Source organism: Acinetobacter sp. ANC 4218 (genome assembly GCF_002135245.1).
Taxonomy (GTDB): domain Bacteria; phylum Pseudomonadota; class Gammaproteobacteria; order Pseudomonadales; family Moraxellaceae; genus Acinetobacter.
This window is the reverse complement of sequence record NZ_NEGD01000010.1, coordinates 53,725-74,666: the sequence shown is the minus strand read 5'-3', so window position 1 is coordinate 74,666 and position 20,942 is coordinate 53,725. Positions and strand designations below refer to the sequence as shown.

At 41.3% G+C, this 20,942-nt stretch carries 17 protein-coding genes, 2 tRNA genes, 1 other RNA gene and 1 pseudogene; 15 read left to right on the top strand and 6 right to left on the bottom strand.

Features of this window, described 5'->3' with window-relative positions; all coding sequences use genetic code 11:
• Positions 1 to 70: 70 nt before the first annotated feature.
• The 3 genes from rluD to B9T38_RS10990 are packed head-to-tail and all read left to right on the top strand — an operon-like array spanning position 71 to position 2,506.
• Positions 71 to 1,123: a 23S rRNA pseudouridine(1911/1915/1917) synthase RluD gene (gene rluD / locus B9T38_RS11000; RefSeq protein WP_086196834.1), complete on the top strand. Its 1,053-nt coding sequence runs from the start codon at positions 71 to 73 to the stop codon at positions 1,121 to 1,123.
• A gap of 48 nt (positions 1,124 to 1,171) precedes the next feature.
• Positions 1,172 to 1,912, top strand: coding sequence for a peptidoglycan editing factor PgeF (pgeF, locus tag B9T38_RS10995; protein WP_086196833.1), 741 nt, complete (start codon positions 1,172 to 1,174; stop codon positions 1,910 to 1,912).
• A gap of 42 nt (positions 1,913 to 1,954) precedes the next feature.
• A complete protein-coding gene (locus B9T38_RS10990; protein ID WP_086196832.1) occupies positions 1,955 to 2,506 on the top strand; it encodes a flavodoxin family protein in 552 nt (183 codons plus the stop codon).
• 61 nt (positions 2,507 to 2,567) lie between these two features.
• On the opposite strand, the gene smpB is transcribed toward B9T38_RS10990, so the two are convergent.
• On the bottom strand, positions 2,568 to 3,044 hold the full coding sequence (gene smpB, locus B9T38_RS10985) for an SsrA-binding protein SmpB (protein ID WP_086196831.1): 477 nt from the start codon (positions 3,042 to 3,044) through the stop codon (positions 2,568 to 2,570).
• Positions 3,045 to 3,184: 140 nt separating this feature from the next.
• Between smpB and coaD the strand changes: the two genes are divergently transcribed.
• The 4 genes from coaD (at position 3,185) to B9T38_RS10965 (ending at position 4,500) form a co-directional block, all read left to right on the top strand.
• On the top strand, positions 3,185 to 3,676 hold the full coding sequence (gene coaD / locus B9T38_RS10980; protein WP_086196830.1) for a pantetheine-phosphate adenylyltransferase: 492 nt from the start codon (positions 3,185 to 3,187) through the stop codon (positions 3,674 to 3,676).
• A gap of 1 nt (position 3,677) precedes the next feature.
• Positions 3,678 to 3,941 (top strand): YfhL family 4Fe-4S dicluster ferredoxin, encoded by a 264-nt coding sequence (locus B9T38_RS10975; RefSeq protein WP_086196829.1) that lies wholly within the window; start codon positions 3,678 to 3,680, stop codon positions 3,939 to 3,941.
• 26 nt (positions 3,942 to 3,967) lie between these two features.
• Positions 3,968 to 4,351, top strand: an RNA gene (gene rnpB / locus B9T38_RS10970) — RNase P RNA component class A.
• A 72-nt stretch (positions 4,352 to 4,423) separates the two neighbouring features.
• Positions 4,424 to 4,500 (top strand) — tRNA-Met (locus B9T38_RS10965).
• A gap of 225 nt (positions 4,501 to 4,725) precedes the next feature.
• Here the strand turns inward: B9T38_RS10965 and B9T38_RS16995 are convergent.
• Positions 4,726 to 4,875 (bottom strand): hypothetical protein, encoded by a 150-nt coding sequence (locus tag B9T38_RS16995; RefSeq protein WP_251992230.1) that lies wholly within the window; start codon positions 4,873 to 4,875, stop codon positions 4,726 to 4,728.
• Positions 4,876 to 5,148: 273 nt separating this feature from the next.
• On the opposite strand from B9T38_RS16995, the gene B9T38_RS10955 reads away from it, so the two are divergent.
• Positions 5,149 to 5,225: transfer RNA gene (locus B9T38_RS10955), tRNA-Met, on the top strand.
• 129 nt (positions 5,226 to 5,354) lie between these two features.
• Here the strand turns inward: B9T38_RS10955 and B9T38_RS10950 are convergent.
• The 3 genes from B9T38_RS10950 to B9T38_RS10940 all read right to left on the bottom strand — a co-directional run bounded on the left by B9T38_RS10950 (position 5,355) and on the right by B9T38_RS10940 (position 9,193).
• Positions 5,355 to 6,380 (bottom strand): hypothetical protein, encoded by a 1,026-nt coding sequence (locus B9T38_RS10950; RefSeq protein WP_251992229.1) that lies wholly within the window; start codon positions 6,378 to 6,380, stop codon positions 5,355 to 5,357.
• A complete protein-coding gene (locus B9T38_RS10945; RefSeq protein WP_086196827.1) occupies positions 6,373 to 7,998 on the bottom strand; it encodes an NAD+ synthase in 1,626 nt (541 codons plus the stop codon). The genes B9T38_RS10950 and B9T38_RS10945 overlap by 8 nt, the downstream gene beginning before the upstream one ends.
• A 658-nt stretch (positions 7,999 to 8,656) precedes the next feature.
• Positions 8,657 to 9,193: a hypothetical protein gene (locus B9T38_RS10940; RefSeq protein ID WP_086196826.1), complete on the bottom strand. Its 537-nt coding sequence runs from the start codon at positions 9,191 to 9,193 to the stop codon at positions 8,657 to 8,659.
• 398 nt (positions 9,194 to 9,591) lie between these two features.
• On the opposite strand from B9T38_RS10940, the pseudogene B9T38_RS10935 reads away from it, so the two are divergent.
• A pseudogene (locus tag B9T38_RS10935) lies at positions 9,592 to 10,236 on the top strand (transposase); the annotation flags it as partial.
• A 110-nt stretch (positions 10,237 to 10,346) separates the two neighbouring features.
• On the opposite strand, the gene gltA reads toward B9T38_RS10935, so the two are convergent.
• The gene (gene gltA / locus B9T38_RS10930) at positions 10,347 to 11,624 is read right to left on the bottom strand and encodes a citrate synthase (protein WP_086196825.1); all 1,278 of its coding nucleotides are present in this window, start codon (positions 11,622 to 11,624) and stop codon (positions 10,347 to 10,349) included.
• Positions 11,625 to 12,637: 1,013 nt separating this feature from the next.
• On the opposite strand from gltA, the gene sdhC reads away from it, so the two are divergent.
• From sdhC to odhB, 6 genes are all read left to right on the top strand, one after another.
• Positions 12,638 to 13,036 carry a succinate dehydrogenase, cytochrome b556 subunit gene (gene sdhC / locus B9T38_RS10925; protein ID WP_131273317.1) on the top strand — a complete coding sequence of 133 codons (399 nt, stop codon included), beginning with the start codon at positions 12,638 to 12,640 and terminating at the stop codon, positions 13,034 to 13,036.
• Positions 13,036 to 13,401, top strand: coding sequence for a succinate dehydrogenase, hydrophobic membrane anchor protein (gene sdhD, locus B9T38_RS10920; protein WP_086196824.1), 366 nt, complete (start codon positions 13,036 to 13,038; stop codon positions 13,399 to 13,401). The genes sdhC and sdhD overlap by 1 nt, the downstream gene beginning before the upstream one ends.
• Before the next feature lie 12 nt (positions 13,402 to 13,413).
• Positions 13,414 to 15,312: an FAD-binding protein gene (locus B9T38_RS10915; protein WP_086196823.1), complete on the top strand. Its 1,899-nt coding sequence runs from the start codon at positions 13,414 to 13,416 to the stop codon at positions 15,310 to 15,312.
• A gap of 14 nt (positions 15,313 to 15,326) precedes the next feature.
• On the top strand, positions 15,327 to 16,037 hold the full coding sequence (locus tag B9T38_RS10910) for a succinate dehydrogenase iron-sulfur subunit (protein WP_086196822.1): 711 nt from the start codon (positions 15,327 to 15,329) through the stop codon (positions 16,035 to 16,037).
• 828 nt (positions 16,038 to 16,865) lie between these two features.
• Entirely contained in the window at positions 16,866 to 19,706 is a 2,841-nt protein-coding gene (locus tag B9T38_RS10905; RefSeq protein WP_086196928.1) for a 2-oxoglutarate dehydrogenase E1 component, read from the top strand.
• Entirely contained in the window at positions 19,706 to 20,923 is a 1,218-nt protein-coding gene (gene odhB, locus B9T38_RS10900) for a 2-oxoglutarate dehydrogenase complex dihydrolipoyllysine-residue succinyltransferase (RefSeq protein ID WP_086196821.1), read from the top strand. The genes B9T38_RS10905 and odhB overlap by 1 nt, the downstream gene beginning before the upstream one ends.
• The last annotated feature ends 19 nt before the right edge of the window (positions 20,924 to 20,942 follow it).

Sequence of the window (20,942 nt, the reverse complement as noted above, 5' to 3'; positions counted from 1 at the left end):
AAAATTCCTCTGTTAATACGGGCAATGAGCTACAATTGCACTATTAAACCACTTTTGTCTGAATGAGCAAATGAGTCAAGCACAATCTTCTAATTCTAATGTCCCTGAAACTGATTTCAATTTACTTGAAGATTCTGAGGATGCAGATAACCATACTTCAGACTCAACTGCAACACGTTTATCGTTGCAATTTCAATTGGATGAAAGTTATTTAGGGCAACGTATCGATCAGGTTGCAGCGCTAGTCTGGAGCGATTTTTCTCGTGAAAAATTGAAGCAGTGGCTGAAAGATGGCCATTTGTTGGTAAATGGTAACACTGTCAAACCTAAGTATAAATGTGAAGGCAATGAGCTGCTCACGCTGGATGTAGAGCTGGAAGTTCAAACCAAAAGCCTGCCGGAAAATATTCCCCTCAATGTGGTGTATGAAGATGACGATATTATTGTCATTAACAAACCGGTTGGTATGGTTGTTCATCCAGGTGCGGGAAATACCAGCGGTACACTGGTGAACGCCTTGCTTTATCATTATCCAAAATCTGCCGAACTGGCTCGTGCCGGTCTGGTACACCGTATTGATAAAGACACCAGCGGTTTGCTGGTGGTAGCGAAAAATCTTGAAGCCCAGTTTTCTTTAAGCAAGCAATTGGCGAAGAAATCGGTATATCGTCTCTATGATTTGGTGGTGTACGGTAACATTATTGCCGGTGGTACGATTGATGAGCCAATTAAGCGCCATCCGGTCGATCGAGTAAAAATGGCCGTGTTGCCGGGTGGTCGAGATGCAGTGACCCATTACAACGTGAAAGAACGCTTTCAGCATTTCACTCGTGTGCAGGCACGTCTGGAAACCGGCCGTACCCATCAGATTCGTGTGCATTTTAGTTATCTGGGCTTTGGTCTGGTCGGTGATTCGGTGTATATGAGCCGTGTCCGTGTACCGGCAGGTGCTTCAGAATTACTGGCCGATACTTTACGCGGCTTTAAACGTCAGGCCTTGCATGCAACCAAACTCGGACTGATTCATCCGCGCAGTGGTGAAGAAATGATGTTTGAGGCACCATGGGCAGATGACTTTGCGCAATTGATTGATCTATTACGCAGTGAAAATAAAGCCTACTAAGTGGTTTTATGGCTGGTGAATCATAAGGAAAAGCACAAGGAAATAGACATGCAATTTGTTCAAGGGCTTCCGGAAGGTGTATGTGTTGGGCAGACGCGAGTGCATCATGAAAAAATTCAGCCTTCAGCTCAACCTGAACTGGCAGGATTTAACCTGGCCTTGCATGTGGGGGATGATGCAAAGCGTGTACAGCAGCATCGTATGGCTTTACTGGCGGAGTTTGCCGAATTTGGGGTCAATAAAGTGACCTGGATGACGCAAACCCATAGCACCATTTGTCATACCATCAATGAAGAAATCCCTTTTCAGGCCTTGGAAGGGGATGGAGTGGTGACCCAGCGTAAAGCACATGCTTTAATGATGATGACTGCGGATTGTTTGCCTGTGGTGCTCGGCAATGCAGATGGGACGGAGATAGCGAATTTGCATGCCGGCTGGCGAGGTTTGGCCCATGGTATTGTTGAAAATACCATTGCTGCCATGCAAACCCAGCCAACTTGGGCATGGTTGGGCGCTGCGATTAGTCAGCCCTGTTTTGAAATTGGAGCAGAAGTCAAACAGGCTTTCTGCTCTAAATACCCTGAACTGGAAGCTGCTTTTAAAGCGGGTGAAAAAGCAGATAAGTTTTATGCTGACTTATATGCGATTGCACGATTTATCTTAAAGCAACATGGGGTCGAAGTTGTGCTAGGCGGTGACCAATGTTCCTATACACAGGCAGAAGAATATTTTTCCTATCGCCGTGCAGCCAAAACCGGTCGTATGGCAACATTCGTGTTTATGATTTGAAACTGTTAAACTTGTTGATTAAAACTTACTGCTTTTATTGATATGCCTTTATCCACGAAATCTCTTGCTATCGTTTATCACAGCCCCTATGGACATACTGCAAAGGTCGCTTCTTTCATTGCTCAAGGGGCCAAGCAAACCGGTATTCAGGTACATTGCATGAATATCGAGCATGTGGATTGGAATGTGCTGGATCAGGCTGATACCATTATATTCGGTTGTCCGACCTATATGGGCAGTATTACTTCAGCCTTGAAGCTATTTATGGAGCAGTCATCCAAACGCTGGCTGGCACGGACCTGGCAAGGCAAAATTGCAGCGGGTTTTACCAATGGTGGCGGATTGAGTGGTGATAAACTGGCAGTATTGCAGCAAATCAATCTGTTTGCCATGCAGCACGGCATGCTGTGGGCAGGTTTGCCGCTGATGCCGACTGGGCGTGGTTCGCAGGACCTGAACCGGATGTCGGGCTTTTTGGGATTGATGACCCAGTCGGATAATGCCCCGGTAGAGGTTACACCACCGCAAGGTGACCTAGATACGGCTATCTGGTTTGGTGAATATCTGGCATTGTTAGCAAACAGATTCAAGTAAGTTCAGATTTTTTCAGAAATTTAAAAACCTCCAGCTGGAGGTTTTTTTATTCAGGTAACAATTATTTGTGGAAAATCCGGGCCTTGTCACGCTGCCAGTCCCGGTCTTTTTCAGTCGCACGTTTATCGTGTAACTGTTTACCTTTCACTAGGGCAATTTCCAGTTTGGCTAATGGACCTTTCCAGTAGCAGGCCAAAGGTACACAAGCATAACCTTTCTGATTCACTGCACCCAAAAGTTTTTCAATTTCGCGGCGTGAAAGCAGCAATTTGCGTGTGCGGGTGGCTTCAGGAACCACATGCGTTGAAGCAGATAACAGGGGCTGGATTTGTGCACCAAATAAAAACGCTTCATTGTTCTTGAACAGAATATAACTTTCGGTAATGGTCATCCGCCCGGCACGCAAGGACTTGACTTCCCAGCCTTGTAAAGACAACCCGGCTTCGAATTTATCTTCAATAAAATAATCATGGCGAGCACGCTTGTTCTGCGCAATAGTGCCACCAGTATTTTTTTTAACTACGATTGATTTCGACATAATACGCATATTCCAAGATTAGCTCTATTTTGCCTCAAACTCGCTCTGAGGTGAAGTTTTTTCAAAAGTAAGGAGATTGTTCACTAAAAAAAGAAGTTTTTGTTAAAATAGGGCTCTACTAAAAACTAGAGTAAAAATGGATGACTAAATCTCGCGTCATTTATCCAGGCACTTTCGATCCAATTACTAATGGACATATCGATTTGGTGTCACGTGCAGCGAAAATGTTTGATGAAGTTGTGGTGGCTATTGCCATTGGTCATCACAAAAATCCAGTCTTTAGTTTGGAAGAGCGAGTGGAACTAGCAAAAAAATCGCTAAGTCATTTGCCTAATGTAGAATTTGTCGGCTTTGATGGTCTGTTGGTCAATTTTTTCCGTGAACAGAAAGCAACAGCAGTTCTGCGTGGATTACGCGCCGTATCTGACTTTGAGTATGAATTTCAACTGGCCAACATGAACCGTCGCCTGGATGCAAGTTTTGAGGCGGTATTTCTAACCCCTTCAGAGCAATATTCTTTTATTTCATCTACTTTAGTACGTGAAATAGCACGCTTAAATGGTGATGTCGCGCAGTTTGTACCGCAAGCTGTAGTTGAAGCCTTTAAGCGGAAACAACAGCAAGGTTGGTAACGTGTCTTTATATATTACCGATGAATGCATCAATTGTGATGTCTGTGAGCCGGTGTGCCCGAATGAGGCGATATTCATGGGTGAGGTCATTTATGAAATTCACCCGGATTTATGTACCGAATGCGTTGGGCATTTTGATCAACCGCAGTGTCAATTGTTCTGTCCGGTCGACTGTATTCCGCATGATCCCCAGCATGTGGAATCACAAGATGACCTGATGGAAAAATATAAAAAGCTGATTGCACAAAAAAGCATCAGTAATTAGTGCTGAAATTTGTTAGCATACGCCCCGAAGTGAGCCAGACGATCGCTGCTGTGGAGATCTCCGTGATTGAAGCAGGGGAGGAAAGTCCGGGCTTCGTAGGGCAGGGTGCCAGGTAACGCCTGGGCGGTGAAAGCCGACGGCAAGTGCAGCAGAGAGTAGACCGCCATCTTTGCAATTTTCCTTCGGGGAGACCAAGAGAGATGGTAAGGGTGAAAGGGTGCGGTAAGAGCGCACCGCGTGTCTGGTAACAGTTCACGGCAAGGTAAACCCCACCAGAAGCAAGACCAAATAGGAATCCTTCAGGCACGGCCCGTGCTGGATTCGGGTAGGTCGCTTGAGCGTACGAGTGATTGTACGCCTAGAGGAATGATCGTTCACGACAGAACCCGGCTTATCGGCTCACTTCACCAATTTTTTTACAATTATTGCGTGATATTTCTTGACATGAAGTGCCCTGAAATAGATAATATGCGCACAGTTTTGGCTATGTAGCTCAGTTGGTTAGAGCACCGCACTCATAATGCGGGGGTCACAGGTTCAAGTCCCGTCATAGCCACCATTTTCATAGACCACGTTTATAAAAGCGTGGTCTTTTTTTATGTCTAAAATTTACCTTAAAAAATCATTATTCACATTGAATTGCACTGGCATCGAGTTTTACTTTAGGAAATTTTTTGCTTATATTTTCCAGAATTTTTGGCTTTTTATTTTTTCCAAACACGATCTGTTGCAATTGATCGATTTTATTTTTAGTAAGATGTAACCGGGCATAATGCAGCGCAATCTAGTTTTGAGTAGCAACTGCTAATTTCTGATCTTCTGCAATATGCTCAATACGATAGAGCTTTTGCTGTGCTTGAATGCGTTGTGCCGGGGGCTGCGCTTTTGCTACATGGTCAAAAGCTGTTGATTGTTGATCAATCACCACATCCATACAAACTCCATTGTAATCGACGAATATGGGTGAAACTAACTGGTAGGAGACACCCATCCGGGGAATTAAGCTGATGGCGATGAATTTGAGATGCATTTTATTTCAATATTTTAGTGCTTTAATTTTAAGGTTTAAGTAGGAAATAGCTGGAATAAATCGCTGTTTTGTTTAAATATTAACTGAAAAAAAATAAAACGCTCAAACTCTGAACACTCATAAAATAAAGGGCTTGACGCTAGTTGTCGAAATCTAGATAATGCGCACACAGTTTATGGCTATGTAGCTCAGTTGGTTAGAGCACCGCACTCATAATGCGGGGGTCACAGGTTCAAGTCCCGTCATAGCCACCATTTTTATAGACCATGCTCTCAGCATGGTCTCTTTTTTTATGGTTCAAAAAAGTCAGGTCGATTCTCAGAAGCAGAAAAAGGTCTGTTAACCATCCATTAATAAAATGCCAACAGAGCCTGTATAAGAAATTAAAACCTTTCTTGAAGATATTGCTCAATAAATTGATGAGTAGTTTCGCTGGCATAAAAAGGTGAAATCAGCGCCAGAATAATCCCGTCTAGCAATCCTTGTTGTTCTAGGGCTTGAAGAGTGTAGGGCATAAAACGGTGGGCTTCCTGATGTAAGTCTTCTTCATCTAGTCCGACAGATTGCAACAGTTCCTGTAAGCTGTAGTTGGCGAAATAGTCATAAAAGCCAGCCACCACATCCAAAACCACCTGTTGCAGGTATTCTGTTTGTCTTAACTGTCGCCAGGTTTCATAGACCAGAATAAAGAACTCTTCAAAGTCTATGGGCTGGAATTGGGAAAAAGTTTCCCGCAAGGTTCTTTGTTTAATATCTTCCCATAAATGCAGGCTGATATCTGCCAGCTCTTCATTCGGCAGTAAAAACAGATTGGCAAGTTGTTTAACCAGAGCGTGAGCAAGTTGCTGCTCCAGCTTGAGTTCAATAGCCTGTTGCTGGTCTTGAATAAAACTGAGTATCTTGGAACCTAAACCTTGTTGATGGGTATTGAGCTTGCGTAGATGATCCAGCCAAGGCGTATTACTTTCAAGAATCTGGTTGGCTAACTGTAAACTGACATGTTCGACTTGCGGATTGTGCTGCAAATTATCATGGATGTAGTGACGCAACTGATCCAGTTCGAGAATCTTGTACATCCAGAGTTCAAAAGTTTCATCAGACAGCAGGGTGTTGATTTGAGTCTGGCTGTTCATTGCCAGCTGATGAATTCTTTGAGAAACAACCCCGATGAACTCTAAAATTTCAGCACCTAGATTCAATTCAAAGGCATATTTTTGAACCACCTCTTGTAGCGATTCAAGTTGAATAATCTGTTTTAAAGCAATCTGATCTGAAGAAATATAAAGATGATGAACAAATTTTTCGATATAAGGATTATGTTGTTCTGCTAATAATTGTTTTTTTATAAAGCGGGTTTGCTCAAGCATAAGCGCTTGAGCAAACTGTTGGGCTAGGTGCTTCTTAGACACCTGGTGTCCATCCATTCATAATTGGATAACGGCGTTCACGGGTAAATGCTCGTGAGCTGATACGCGGACCAATCGCACCTTGACGACGTTTATATTCATTACGATCTACCAGGCGAATGACTTTTTCCACCACTGCTTTATCAAAGCCTTTGGCAATAATGTCATCCTGACTCATATCTTCTTCAATATAAGAATAAAGAATGGCATCCAGTACTTCATAGGCAGGTAAAGAGTCTTGGTCTTTCTGGTCTGGACGCAGTTCTGCAGAAGGTGGGCGAGTAATGACACGCTCTGGAATGACTGGAGTCTCTGAAATGCTGTTACGGTATTTCGCCAGTTCAAAAACAATGGTTTTATACACGTCTTTCAGCACCGCATAACCGCCAACCATATCGCCATACAGGGTGCAGTAACCTACAGAAAGTTCAGACTTGTTGCCGGTAGATAAAACCAGATTACCAAACTTGTTCGACAAGCCCATCAGTAAGGTACCACGAGCACGGGCTTGCAGATTTTCTTCAGTGGCATCTGCAGGGCTGTTACCAAAGAATGGATACAGGGTTTGCATGAAGCTGTTTACGATTGGATTGATTTCAGCAATACCGAAAGTTACACCCATGTTTTTGGCCTGTGCAGCGGCATCTTCTACACTGATTTGCGCTGTATAGGTATAAGGCATCATCACGGCCTGAACTTTATCTGCACCAATCGCATCAACCGCGATTGCCAATGTTAATGCCGAGTCAATGCCACCCGATAAACCAAGAATTACGCCAGGAAAACCAGAACGCTGAACATAATCACGAGTTGCTAAAACCAGACCTTGATAGATTTCAGCCAAGGTATCTAAAGCAGGTGTTACTGTTCCGACTTTATAGGCTTTTTGTTCGGCTTCATATTCGGCGTAATAAAGATCTTCTTTAAAGCTGGCTGCCTGTAAAGCAATATTGCCATCTTTATTGATCACAAAGCTGGTGCCATCAAAAATCAGGTCATCTTGACCACCAATCTGGTTGGTATAGACCAGATTAATATTCAACTGTTTAGCCAGTTGACTCATGGTGGTGACACGATGTTGCGGTTTACCTACTTCATAAGGTGAAGCATTTAAGACCAAAGCTGTTTCAACATTCAGTTGAGATAACTGATGCACGGTACTCAGTGACCAAATATCTTCACAAATCAGCACGCCAAACTTATGACCTAAATATTCAAAAACAAGGTGTTGATGGCCTTCGCTGAAATAACGTTTTTCATCAAATACACTGTAGTTTGGCAAGTTTTGTTTGTTGTAAACACCCAGTACTTGTCCATCTTTCATTACGGCTGCAGAGTTGTAGCGGTGACCCTCTTCACTCTGATTGACAAAACCAAAAACCATCACAATGTCTTTGACTTGACTGAGCAGCTCAAAAGCTTTTTGTGTGCGTTTTGCCAAGCTAGGACGGAGTAATAGATCTTCTGCAGGGTAGCCTACAGTTGAAAGCTCCGGGAAGAGAATTAAATCAGCTTTTTGTTTTTTGGCTTCATTTATCTGTTCAAGCATCTTTTGAGTGTTTGCTTCGATATTGCCAATATGCGGAGAGAATTGTGCAAGGGCAATTTTAAAACTTTTCATTCCAACTTAATCCTATTACCTATAGGGATGTATACACAGACTTAGATTTATTATGATTATGCGTTCAATGCTGTGTACGTGACGACAAATAAAATAGAAGTATTAATCAATAATTAGCAATTCGATACTATATACGAATTGCATCGTTTATAGAGAAAAAAACAAAAAAAAATCTGAATTTAGACAAAAAAATACAGCAGGGATGCGAAAATAGACATATTGCAAATGGATTGTGGTGATTGGATGAGATAACCTGCTAGATGCAATTTCTATTAAATGTTTTAAATCAAATATTTGAGGTGGAATTCTACATTTTGTCTACGCGTGCACAAGCACTTGCCAGGTTATGGTTTGAGAGGCAGTTGTAGTTAAAAGTTATACACACTGTTGTCTAAACATCAGTTACCAAAAAGTATGCCATTCACTTCAAGCCTACTTATGAATCGCCACCTGTTTTTATAAACAGCTTTCAGTTTGCTTACCTGGAAAATTCACCAGATTTTGTTTAGCAGAATGATCTCGACAATGCTGAAAAGAGGGACTTGAACGATGAAATCGAACTATTAAAAATTAAAAAAGATGATCGGATGGAAAATTATGAGGCATTATTGAAATTTATTCATTCCAAGAATTAAGTTAAAAATTGAGCCTGCAAGAATTACTGTACGAGGTGTTCATTATTTAAAATAATGTTGGGGATATTTTTAAAGAATATGTCCCGGGCAATCTCTCCTTGTTGTTCAATGTTGTATGTATGAAACGGTTTGCCCGCAATAAAGTGGTATTTATAAGGATTATATTTTTTTAAACTCAAAAAATATTTGGACTGCAGTATAGCACCGTGTAACAGAACATTGATATTAGACTGATATTGATAAATGTGGGTCATCTCATGTATGAACAAACCTTGCATTTGTTTGGATCGCCGAGAGAAATCTTCACAAAAATTTTCGTTATTCATAAAAATGTTGCCATTGGGAGCCATATACATATTTATGGGTTGCCAGGGAAGATATTTGATATTCAATATTTGAACTTCATTGTAATTGATTAAATTACCGAAAACTTGCCGTGCAAGATTTATCTCACCAGTGGTCAACTGCCGAAAACGAAAGTTATGAATATCAAACATTAAATAAAGTTTGAACAATAACAAGAGTCTAAATTTTTGCAGCATAACATGTGGCTTTGCCATTGATACTGTAATTTTATGCAAAAAATAAAACTGGAGTAAATGTCAAGGAAGGGAAATTTGTTCAATTCTTTGATTTGATATTGTAACGATGCTGAAGAAAATTTGAATTCTTATTACCCGTGATGGATAAGAAGTTAGATACAAGTTTAACAATAGAATTTAAAGATCAATTCAAAATGAATTTACTTAGAAAGTTAAATCTGGAAAAAATCCATTTAGGGATTTATTCCTTTGATATTTATATAAAAGTATAGGTAAGCCTGAAAACATATTGTTTAATTTAAGAAAATCTGAATCGCGCATAAGAAATAGACTTGAAAAAAAGGCGGCTAAAAACCATGAGGGAGTTACCACATAACCTACGTCTTCAATGACCATGTTCGCTGGCTTTTTTTTAGAAATTTGAAGCAAGCCATTGGGAATTTTTAAAATATAGCAACAAGCATTTGAGAATACTGTCTACTTAATTGCAACTTTCAGAAATCGTGTTGATTGCCATTTGGTATAACTGCTCTTATTTCAATAATTTCAAAGCCTTCTTCTTTTTTATTAAGGCAAAATCAAGGTCAACTCTTTCGATATTTACCATGTTACCAGCGGATGGTTCATCTCATCAGAGCTCATTAATTGGCGCTGCATGCTTTACATTTTTCCTGGATGAAAGATTATTAAAGTCATTATTTATGGATTGATTCAACTACGCTAACTGTATGCAAAAATCAGCGGATTCAACGCATAAATCTCTAGGCAGCGATTTGCAACCCGCGGCAAAAGCTCAATGGGATGGTTCTTTGGCTGTAAGCTGTACTTAATCATGAATCAGTTATGAAGTCTGCTTGACTCTCAACATCAGATGAATATTACTTAAAGCAGCCTAATAAAATAGAGATTTTATTTAGCCTGTTAAAAGGAAAATATGATTTGGTGATGAGTTAAGTAAGAAGCATCGACGGGTACTTAGCGGGAATTTATGCATCCTTGTCTGGCTATAACTCTGTCATAAAAACAAGCCAGTGGTTCGTGTTATGCAAACATTGGCTTAAACAGGATTCGGGTTGAGTAAAATTTTATTGCATGGAGTAGAGGCTTGATTGAAAGACGTAAAAAAACCGCCCGGAAGGGCGGTTTTTTTAAATCATTAATTCTTAAAGAATTAACGACCTTGGATGTCACGTTGAACTTCACCAGTGTAAAGCTGACGTGGACGACCGATTTTGTAAGGACCGCTGTGCATTTCTAACCAGTGGCTGATCCAGCCAACTGTACGTGCAAGAGCGAAGATTACAGTAAACATTTCAGTCGGAATACCAATCGCTTTAAGGATGATACCTGAGTAGAAGTCTACGTTAGGGTATAAGTTACGTTTGATGAAGTATTCATCAGACAACGCAATGCGTTCAAGTTCCATCGCAAGTGCAAGCTGTGGATCGTTGATACCAAGCGCACCAAGAACTTCGTCGCAAGTTTCTTTCATAACTTTAGCGCGTGGGTCGAAGTTTTTATAAACTCGGTGACCGAAGCCCATAAGTTTAACTTCTTTAGTCTTCACTTTTTCCATGAAGCCAGCAACGTTTTCTACAGTGCCGATTTCATCAAGCATCTTAAGAACAGCTTCGTTCGCACCACCGTGAGCAGGACCCCAAAGTGCAGAGATACCCGCAGCGATACATGCGTAAGGGTTAGCACCAGTAGAACCGGCTAAACGTACTGTAGAGGTAGATGCGTTTTGTTCGTGGTCAGCATGAAGCGTGAAGATACGATCCATTGCTTTAGCAAGAATTGGGTTAACTTTGTAGTCTTTGTCTGCAGGAGTAGCAAACATCATGTACAAGAAGTTTTCAGCGTAGCTCAAGTCATTACGTGGGTAAACGAATGGTTGACCAACTGTATATTTGTAGCTCCAAGCTGCTAGCGTAGGAACTTTAGCAATCAAGCGGATTGCAGTAATTTCACGGTGGTTAACATCTTCGATGTCCAAGTTGTTGTGATAGAACGCAGAAAGCGCACCAACTACACCAACCATAATTGCCATCGGGTGAGCATCACGACGGAAACCATTGAAGAAACGGCTAACTTGGTCGTGAACCATAGTGTGGTTACGAACTTTAGCATCAAATTCTACTTTTTGTTCAGCTGTTGGAAGTTCGCCGTTTAACAATAAGTAGCAAGTTTCTAAATAGTCTGCTTTAGTTGCAAGCTGGTCGATTGGGTAACCGCGGTGTAGAAGAACACCTTTGTTACCATCGATGAATGTGATTTTAGATTCACATGCAGCTGTTGCCATAAAACCAGGATCAAAAGTAAAGTGACCTGCGGCCAACACATCTTTAACGTCGATTACATCTGGGCCCAATGTGCCGCTGTAAATTGGTAATTCAATTTCTTTGCCATCAAGCTGTAAAACGGCTTTTTTGCCAGTTGCTGCAGACATTCAATAGATCTCCTGTCCTGGTGAATGTTTTATCTGACTCGTAGTACTAATCTTTTAATGCGCGAATCAGACGGGTCAAAAATTTGCTATAAGATTAGTGAGTACTGAAATTTTGTCAATTATACTTATGGATAAAGCGACGCCCTCACCGGGGTTGGATCAAAAAAATCCAGTAGCCATGAGGAAAATATCAGTATCGACGCTGTATAATAAGTCAAATGAAAATAAGTTGCAGAAAAAAATATGCATGTTGGGGGAATTGTAGGCAATTTTTAATTCCTAAAAACTCTGATAGGTTCCGAATTTACGTCAAGCCTAATATTTTAAATTATTCTAATTTTCGTAACTTACATCTTTTTATTGTATTTTTTGCTGATTTTTTAGTCATAATTAAAAGCGATAAATGAAAAGTGAAATTAAGTTTGTTTGGTTAAAAAATAGCTGCCAAATATGTGCTGAAATGCCGGTTATTTGTTCAAATTGGATAAAATAAACCATAATTTTGCAGAAAAAATCAGCATGATTTTGCCATATAAGGAAGTTATGCACAGACTAAGTGGTTATTTCATTTCATGAAGTTGGATTGATATAATTATTATAAATACTATATATTTCTAATGGAAATGAAAATTGTTATAAATGATATAAATACAGCTAAGATTGTTGTAAAATATAATGATTCTTTGTTCATCTTTAGTCTAAATAAATAAATTTAATTCTCAAAGCTAAAAACGATAAATAAAATTTAATTTTATTTAATAAAAACCAAACATATAGCTCTGTTTTGTTAGATGTATTTTGTCTGCTTGCATGGGGGATTTTATGTTAATGATTCTTATTTGATGCTTTTTTATGGAAAAGCTAAATGTGACTGTTTGTATTTTGATAGTTCACGTTTTATAATTCAGTGTCGTTTTAAGTTTAGGTGTTACTGGATAGAGTAATTGCCTAAAAATGCTAGCTTTCCTTCGAATTAATTCCAACAAACTCCGGATGGAGTTTTTACTTACAGGATGCCCGCTGTGAAAAGCAACAGACCTGTCAATTTGTCCATGGGTCAAGTTTTAGAAGTAAACTTAAAATCCCCTGTGGCTATTGCATCAATTCTACACCGTCTCTCTGGTGTCATCGTATTTTTACTTGTACCGGTACTTTTGTGGCTTTTAGACAAATCATTGTCTTCTGCTGAAGGTTTTGCTGAAGTTCAGGCAATCTTTAGTGGCTTCATTGTGCGCTTTATCGTATGGGTGTTTGTAGCCGGCTTACTTTTCCATTTTATTATGGGTATTAAGCATTTACTTGCTGACCTTGGTTTTGCTGAAGAACTGCAAAGTGGTCGTGTGGCAGCTACTATTTCATTGATCTTGGCTGCGATTTCTATTGTCGCATCATTTGTATGGATTGTTCTCTAATGAAAAGTGCTACAGGTTTAACGGGTTCAGGTTCTCGCGATTGGTATATCCAACGCGTAAGTGCTGTTGTATTAGCTGTTTATACTGTTGTGGTATTGGGTTGGATCCTTCTGAATGGTGGATTTAACCATGAACAATGGTTTGGCTTTATGATGACATTACCAATGAAGATTATGTCTTTATTGGCAGTCTTATCTCTTGTCGCACACGCTTGGATCGGCATGTGGCAGGTATTCACAGATTATGTGACTACTCGTCAAATGGGTCCTTCAGCTTCGGGCTTGCGTTTGGTGCTGACTTCAGCAGTGATTATTGCTGTATTTGCATATGCAATCTGGGCAATCCAGATTTTTTGGGCGAATTGATAGGAAAATATCATGGGCGCGATTAACCCTAAAGAAGATTACACAAATATTCCACACGAAACTTTCGATGCTGTCATCGTTGGTGGTGGTGGTTCAGGTATGCGCGCATCTTACCAGCTTGCTCAAGCGGGTTTGAAAGTTGCGGTACTGACTAAAGTGTTCCCAACACGTTCTCATACTGTGGCGGCACAGGGCGGTATTGGTGCATCTCTTGGTAATATGCAAGAAGATAACTGGCACTACCACTTCTATGACACGGTTAAAGGTTCTGACTGGTTGGGCGACCAAGACGCGATCGAATTTATGACGCGTGAGGCTCCACAAGTTGTTTATGAATTAGAACATTTGGGTATGCCATTCGACCGTAACGCAGACGGTACAATTTACCAACGTCCATTCGGCGGTCACTCTGCAAACTACGGTGAAAAAGCAGTTCCTCGTGCATGTGCTGCTGCCGACCGTACAGGTCACGCACTGCTTCACACGCTTTATCAAAGCAACGTGAAAATGGGTACGCAATTCTTCGTAGAATGGATCGCACTTGACTTGATCCGTAACGAAGCTGGTGACGTACTTGGTGTAACTGCTATTGATCAGGAAACTGGTAAAATTGCAGTATTCCAAGCTAAAGCGACTCTATTTGCTACAGGTGGTGCTGGTCGTGTTTACCGTGCATCTACTAACGCATATATCAATACTGGTGACGGTCTTGGTATGGCGGCTCGTGCAGGCATTCCATTACAAGATATGGAATTCTGGCAATTCCACCCAACGGGTGTTGCGGGTGCAGGCGTATTGTTAACTGAAGGTTGTCGTGGTGAAGGTGCAATCCTTCGTAACAAAGACGGCGAACCGTTCATGGAACGTTATGCTCCAACTTTGAAAGACTTGGCGCCACGTGACTTCGTATCACGTTCTATGGACCAGGAAATCAAAGAAGGTCGTGGTTGTGGTCCTAAAGGTGACTATATTCTGCTTGATATGACGCACTTAGGTGCTGACACGATCATGAAACGTCTTCCATCTGTATTCGAGATTGGTAAGAAATTCGCGAACGTTGATATCACTAAAGAGCCGATTCCAGTAGTACCAACAATCCATTATCAAATGGGTGGTATTCCAACGAATATTCATGGTCAGGTTGTGGTTCCTGAATCTCGCGAAACAACTCCGCTTGAAGCACACTACAACAAAGATACTGATGTTTATTCTACAAATGCGGAAGGCCGTGACTTCACTAAGCCAGTGAAAGGTTTCTATGCAATTGGTGAATGTTCATGTGTATCTGTACATGGTGCGAACCGTTTAGGTACAAATTCATTGCTTGACTTGGTTGTATTCGGTAAAGCTGCTGGTCAACATATCATTGATTATGTGACTAAACATCATGGTGATGACTACCAACCGCTTCCTACGACTGTGCTTGAACAAACTGTTGAGCGTATTCGTAAATTGGATGAGTCAACTTCAGGTGAGAACGCTCAAGAAGTTGCTGATGCAATCCGTGACATCGTTCAAGACCACGCTGGTGTATTCCGTACATCTGCACTTCTTGAAGAAGGTGTGAAGCAAATTCTTGCGATTGAGCCACGTGTTCGTAACATTCACTTGAAAGACAAATCTAAAGTATTCAACACTGCACGTATTGAAGCTCTAGAAGTTGAAAACTTGTATGAAGTGGCGAAAGCAACACTGATTTCTGCTGCGGCTCGTAAAGAATGTCGTGGTGCGCATACAGTGGTAGATTTTGAATTGCCGCCAGAACATGCGGACTATCCATACGGTCGTCGTGATGATGAGTGGATGAAGCACACATTATGGTTCTCTGTTGATAACCATCTTGAGTACAAGCCAGTGCGTTACAAACCTTTATCGGTTGATGCAATTCCACCTAAACCACGTACATTCTAATAGGGAGAAGTAAGATGAGTAGAGGTACTCGTACATTTAATATCTACCGCTACGATCCTGATAAGGATAAAGCACCGTACATGCAAACTTTTAAACTTGAATTGACAGACAAGCACCGTATGTTGCTTGATGCTCTTCTTGCTTTGAAAGTGCAGGACGAATCTTTAACGTTCCGTCGTTCATGTCGTGAAGGTATTTGTGGTTCTGATGGTGTAAACATCAATGGTAAAAATGGTTTGGCGTGTCTGTGGAACCTGAATGATTTACCGGAAGTGATTACTGTTCGTCCACTTCCAGGTCTACCAGTGGTTAAAGACTTGGTTGTAGATATGAATCAGTTCTATGATCAGTACAATAAAATTCATCCGTTCTTGATCAACAACCAGCCTGCACCACCGAAAGAGCGTTTACAGTCTCCTGAAGAGCGTGAACACCTTGATGGTTTATATGAATGTATTCTTTGCGCATGTTGTTCGACTTCATGTCCGTCATTCTGGTGGAACCCTGACAAGTTCTTGGGTCCTTCAGCATTGTTGAATGCTTACCGCTTCATCATTGACTCGCGTGATACTGGAACACAAGAGCGTTTGGCTCGTCTTGACGATCCATTCTCGCTATTCCGTTGTAAAGGTATTATGAACTGTGTATCAGTTTGCCCTAAAGGTCTTAATCCAACTAAAGCTATCGGTCACATCCGTAGTATGTTGTTAGATCAAGCAGGTTAATCTGCTCCAGTTAAAAAAGCACACCTTAGGGTGTGCTTTTTTATGCTTTTAATAGTTGTAAGATAGGTAAGGGATACTAAATGGCTATATGAATAGACAGGAGTAGGGGTGTGAAGTGTTATTAAAAAATATATAATTGATTAAAGTAGAGACGGAATCTTGCTTAAAAGCGGTCTAAGTGTGGTGGGATTGTTTGAGTGAGTGATTAAAGCACTAATTGTAGGCTTGAATCTGCAAAGTTGAGATTAAAATGTTATCATATAACGCATATAAAGAGAGCCAGTTTAAATATTGAGCTCTCTTTTGTTATATGTGTGGGCGTGGGGTAGGACTTTGGTCTAGATTGAATCTAATTATGAGATAAAGCACCATATGTTAGATGAAAATGGAGGATATGTATTTCGCTGAGTTATGAGAGGTATGTGTCAAAAAAATCAATTGCAACTGGAGAACATGTTACGATTTGGCACAAAGCTATATTTAAAAAAAGCACTGTATTTGCGTACATTTTTTCAACATCTGAAATTATGTATAAGGTTTATAAATAGATATAAATCGCTTTAGAAAAATTAAGTCGCGTAGTTATTTTTTCTAAGTCGATTTGCAAAAAATTGCTCGGTCTTGGTCGAGTATATATCAATGAGTGATGATGCCAATGGGGGCGTTATGATTCATTATTCACATTGGGTTATTCCTAATGTAGTGATCACGCCTCATGGCTTATGCCTTATGGGGACTAATGTCATATTACCAATTTGACATTATTAATCATGGGTTCGCTTAAAAAGCATCCTGAAAATGTTTTTGCAATAGGAAATGGGTCCACAAATGCAAGAAGTTGCTGACGCACTGCGTCTTGACACTGAACTTAGCGCTGACAGTGCAGCGTATATTGAAGAACTTTATGAGCAGTATTTGACGGCTCCAGATTCAGTAGGTGCTGACTGGCAGGAATACTTCGGTAAATTCCCTAAAGGTGATCAACCACATAGCAATGTACGTGAGCAATTCCTTTTATTAGGTCGCAACTCAAGTCGCGTTCAACCTGTAATTCAAAGTGCTGTAAGTTCTGAGCATGAGCGTCGTCAAATTGGCGTATTGCAACTAATTGCGGCTTATCGTAACCGTGGTCATCAAAAAGCAAAATTAGATCCACTAGGTTTGGCTAAGCGTGAAATCGTACCTGATCTTGATCTTGCTGCGCATGGTTTGACTCAATCTGATTTAGATACAGTATTTAACACAGGCAACCTTGCAATCGGTAAGAGTGAAGCAACTCTAGCTGAAATGGTTCAGGCGATGGAAGCAACTTATTGCGCTTCTATTGGTGCTGAATACATGCATATTGTTGATACCAAAGAAAAACGCTGGATTCAACAACGCCTTGAAAGTGCAAAAGGTCAATTCGGTTTCACTGCTGAGCAGAAAAAACACGTCTTAGAACGTCTGACAGCAGCTGAAGGTCTGGAAAAATACCTCGGTAATAAATACGTTGGTGCAAAACGCTTTGGTGTAGAAGGTGGTGAATCCTTCATCCCGATGGTGAATGAACTGATTCAACGTGCAGGCTCTGTAGGCTGTAAAGAAGTTGTAATCGGTATGCCGCACCGTGGCCGTTTGAACTTGCTGGTCAACATTATGGGTAAAAACCCGGCTGACCTGTTTGGTGAATTTGAAGGTAAATCACTGCACAAAAAAGGTTCTGGTGACGTTAAATATCACCAAGGTTTCTCATCTAATGTGATGACTCCGGGTGGCGAAGTTCACTTGGCATTGGCATTTAACCCATCTCACTTGGAAATCGTTGGACCTGTAGTTGAAGGTTCTGTACGTGCACGTCAAGTCCGTCGCAAAGACATTGGTGGTGATGATGTATTGCCAATCATTGTTCATGGTGATGCCGCATTTGCAGGTCAAGGTGTAAACCAAGAAACCTTCCAGATGTCACAAACACGTGGTTATACCGTAGGTGGTACAGTTCACATCGTTGTTAACAACCAGGTGGGCTTCACAACTTCTGACCCACGTGATGCACGTTCTACAGAATACTGTACTGATATCGCGAAAATGATTCAGGCACCGATCTTCCATGTCAATGGTGATGATCCTGAAGCTGTATTGTTTGTTTCTCAATTGGCACATGACTTCCGTCACACTTTCCGTAAAGACGTTGTAATTGACATGTTCTGTTACCGTCGTCGTGGTCACAACGAAGCGGATGAGCCGGCTGCAACTCAACCAATGATGTATCAAGTGATTAACAAAAAAGCGACCACTCGTACGCTTTATGCTGACCAACTTGTACAACAAAATGTTCTGGATCGCGCTGCTGCTGATGCAATGGTTGAACAATACCGTTCAGACCTTGAAGCAGGCAAGCATGTTGCCAATGCATTGGTACTTGAACCAAATACCAAAATGTTTGTCGATTGGTCTCCATACCTGGGTCACGAGTACACAGACGTATGGGATACATCATTCCCAATCGAACGCTTGAAAGAACTCGGTACCAAAATGCGTGAGCTTCCAGAAGGCTTCGTTATGCAGCGTCAGGTTGCAAAAGTGATTGATGACCGCTTGAAAATGCAAACTGGTGAAATGCCGCTGAACTGGGGGGCTGCAGAAACTTTAGCGTATGCAACTATTCTAGATGAAGGCTTCCTGGTTCGTTTAACTGGTGAAGACGTCGGTCGTGGTACTTTCTCACACCGTCATGCGAAATTGCATAACCAGGTAGACGGTTCAACTTACATTCCATTATGTAACTTGAAAGAAAACCAGCCACGTACAGCAATTTATGACTCTTTATTGTCAGAAATGGCGGTACTTGCATTTGAATACGGTTATGCAACGACTCTTCCTAAGAGCTTGATTATCTGGGAAGCTCAGTTCGGTGACTTCGCTAACTGTGCGCAAGTTGTAATTGACCAGTTCATCGCATCTGGTGAAACCAAATGGGAACGCGTGTGTGGTTTAACCATGCTTCTTCCACATGGTTTTGAAGGTCAAGGTCCAGAGCATTCATCTGCACGTTTAGAACGTTTCTTACAGCTTTGTGCTGAAGACAACATGCAGGTGATGACACCGACTACACCAGCGCAAATTTTCCATGCGATGCGTCGTCAAGCACTTCGTCCAATCCGCAAACCAATGATCATCATGTCACCGAAGTCATTGCTTCGTCACAAACTTGCAACCTCTACGCTTGAAGAGCTTGCAAATGGTTCATTCCAGACTGTGATTGACGAAATCGACAACATCAACAAGTCTGATGTAACTCGTCTGGTGCTTTGTGGTGGTAAGGTTTATTACGATTTACTTGAAAAACGTCGTGAACAGGAATTAAACAACACTGCAATCGTTCGTATCGAACAATTGTACCCATATCCAGAACAACGTATTGCTGAAGTACTTGCTTCTTATCCAAATCTAAAAGAAGTGGTTTGGACTCAAGAAGAGCCGAAAAACCAAGGTGCTTGGTTATTCATTGCTCCTCGTTTATATGACGATGTAATGAAAACAGGTAAACAGGTACGTGTTAGCTACGCAGGTCGTCCAGCTTCTGCTGCGCCAGCTTGCGGTTCACCATATTTGCATGCAAAACAACAAGCTCAGCTGGTAAATGACGCATTAGCGATTGCAGCTGAACAATCAGGAGATTCTAAGTAATGGCAACCGAAATTAAAGCACCGGTATTCCCAGAGTCAGTTGCAGACGGTACGATTGCAACTTGGCACAAACAACCAGGTGAAGCTGTATCACGTGATGAAGTGATCTGCGATATTGAAACTGATAAAGTTGTTTTAGAAGTTGTTGCTCCTGCTGACGGTACAATTGCATCAATCATTAAAAATGAAGGTGATACAGTTCTTTCAGCTGAAGTGATTGCACAGTTTGAAGAGGGCGCTGTTTCTGGCGCTGCTCAAACTCAAGCGGTTCAATCTGAAGAAAAAGTTGAACAAGCGGCTGCACAAACTCAAGCGGGTAATGCACCTGTTGTTGAGCGTGCTCAACCAGTTGCTGATCAAGCTCCAGCAGTGCGTAAAGCATTGACTGAAACTGGTATTGCAGCGAGCGATGTAGCTGGTACTGGTCGCGGTGGCCGCATCACTAAAGAAGATGTTGCAAACCATCAAGCTAAACCGGCTGCTCCTGCTGCTGCGCCGTTAAGCGTTGCTGTTGGTGAACGTATCGAAAAACGTGTTCCTATGACTCGTCTTCGTAAACGTGTTGCTGAACGTTTACTTGCTGCAACTCAATCAACAGCAATGTTGACTACGTTCAACGAAGTGAACATGAAACCAATCATGGAAATGCGTGCTCAATATAAAGATGCATTTGAAAAGCGTCATGGTGCACGTCTAGGCTTCATGTCATTCTTCGTTAAAGCAGCGACAGAAGCACTGAAACGCTACCCTGCTGTAAACGCGTCTATCGATGGTGATGACATTGTTTATCACGGTTACTATGACATCGGTGTAGCTGTATCAAGCGACCGTGGTCTAGTGGTTCCTGTATTACGTGATACTGACCGTATGAACTATGCTGAAGTAGAAAACGGTATTCGCGCTTATGCTGTTAAGGCACGTGACGGTAAGTTGGGCATTGAAGACATGACTGGTGGTACATTCACTATTACTAACGGTGGTACTTTTGGTTCATTGCTTTCTACCCCAATTTTGAACACACCACAAACTGCAATCTTGGGTATGCACAAAATCCAAGACCGTCCTATGGCAGTGAATGGTCAAGTAGAAATCTTGCCAATGATGTATCTAGCACTTTCTTATGACCACCGTTTAATTGATGGTAAAGAAGCTGTAGGTTTCCTTGTAGCAATCAAAGAATTGTTAGAAGAACCTGCTCGTCTTATCCTTGATCTTTAATTTTATAGAATAAATCCAT

Coding starts and splice junctions, on each gene's coding strand:
- rluD (WP_086196834.1), top strand. CDS start 71: ATGAGTCAAGCACAATCTTCTAATTCTAATGTCCCTGAAACTGATTTC.
- pgeF (WP_086196833.1), top strand. CDS start 1,172: ATGCAATTTGTTCAAGGGCTTCCGGAAGGTGTATGTGTTGGGCAGACG.
- B9T38_RS10990 (WP_086196832.1), top strand. CDS start 1,955: ATGCCTTTATCCACGAAATCTCTTGCTATCGTTTATCACAGCCCCTAT.
- smpB (WP_086196831.1), bottom strand. CDS start 3,044: ATGTCGAAATCAATCGTAGTTAAAAAAAATACTGGTGGCACTATTGCG.
- coaD (WP_086196830.1), top strand. CDS start 3,185: ATGACTAAATCTCGCGTCATTTATCCAGGCACTTTCGATCCAATTACT.
- B9T38_RS16995 (WP_251992230.1), bottom strand. CDS start 4,875: ATGGATGTGGTGATTGATCAACAATCAACAGCTTTTGACCATGTAGCA.
- B9T38_RS10945 (WP_086196827.1), bottom strand. CDS start 7,998: ATGAAAAGTTTTAAAATTGCCCTTGCACAATTCTCTCCGCATATTGGC.
- B9T38_RS10940 (WP_086196826.1), bottom strand. CDS start 9,193: ATGGCAAAGCCACATGTTATGCTGCAAAAATTTAGACTCTTGTTATTG.
- gltA (WP_086196825.1), bottom strand. CDS start 11,624: ATGTCTGCAGCAACTGGCAAAAAAGCCGTTTTACAGCTTGATGGCAAA.
- sdhC (WP_131273317.1), top strand. CDS start 12,638: ATGCCCGCTGTGAAAAGCAACAGACCTGTCAATTTGTCCATGGGTCAA.
- sdhD (WP_086196824.1), top strand. CDS start 13,036: ATGAAAAGTGCTACAGGTTTAACGGGTTCAGGTTCTCGCGATTGGTAT.
- B9T38_RS10915 (WP_086196823.1), top strand. CDS start 13,414: ATGGGCGCGATTAACCCTAAAGAAGATTACACAAATATTCCACACGAA.
- B9T38_RS10910 (WP_086196822.1), top strand. CDS start 15,327: ATGAGTAGAGGTACTCGTACATTTAATATCTACCGCTACGATCCTGAT.
- B9T38_RS10905 (WP_086196928.1), top strand. CDS start 16,866: ATGCAAGAAGTTGCTGACGCACTGCGTCTTGACACTGAACTTAGCGCT.
- odhB (WP_086196821.1), top strand. CDS start 19,706: ATGGCAACCGAAATTAAAGCACCGGTATTCCCAGAGTCAGTTGCAGAC.